Annotated in this window: 1 protein-coding gene; it reads right to left on the reverse strand. The window is 41.3% G+C overall.

Annotated elements, in window-relative coordinates:
- A partial coding sequence (locus BO225_RS11130; protein ID WP_076342283.1) for an IS3 family transposase occupies positions 1 to 630 on the reverse strand: 630 nt, incomplete at both ends.

Consider the following 630-nt stretch of genomic DNA (forward strand, 5'->3'; position numbering starts at 1 on the left):
TGATCCATTCTCTCTTGATCAGTGAATGAAAGCTTTCGATGCAGGCGTTGTCCCATGGATTGCCTTTTCTCGAATACGATCTTTCCATTCCTTCTGTCTTGTTTTTGTATTCTTCGCTTGTGTACTGGACTCCTTGATCGCTGTGGATCACCAATGGCTTTTTGATTCCTCGTCTTCTTTTGGCTATTTCTATACACTCCAGAACTTTTGCGGCTTCCATATTTCGAGTCATCACCCACCCGACTATTTTTCTGGAATACAGATCCATCACGCTGGTCAGATAGACAAATCCTTCCTCTGTCCAGATATAGGTGATATCGGTACACCATACACTGTCGGGATCTTTTGGATTGAATTGTCTTTTCAGAAGATTGTGAAGTTTTCGATCATTCCCTTTAGATATGGTCGTTTTTATCTTGTGTTTCAGATATTTCGGTTTGATATTGGCTTCTTTCATAATCGAATAGACATACTTCTGGCATCCTTGGATCCCTTTCTTGTGCAGGATCTCTGCGATCTTGGGCGAGCCATACAGCTGGTGCGAATCGTTGTAGATCTTGACGATTGCTTTTTTTGTTTTTTCCCGTCGGACTTTTGTCTTGGATGGTTTTGATCTTAAATACTTGTAGT

The sequence above is a fragment of the Dubosiella newyorkensis genome, from assembly GCF_001945605.1.
Taxonomy (GTDB): Bacteria; Bacillota_I; Bacilli_A; order Erysipelotrichales; family Erysipelotrichaceae; genus Dubosiella; species Dubosiella newyorkensis.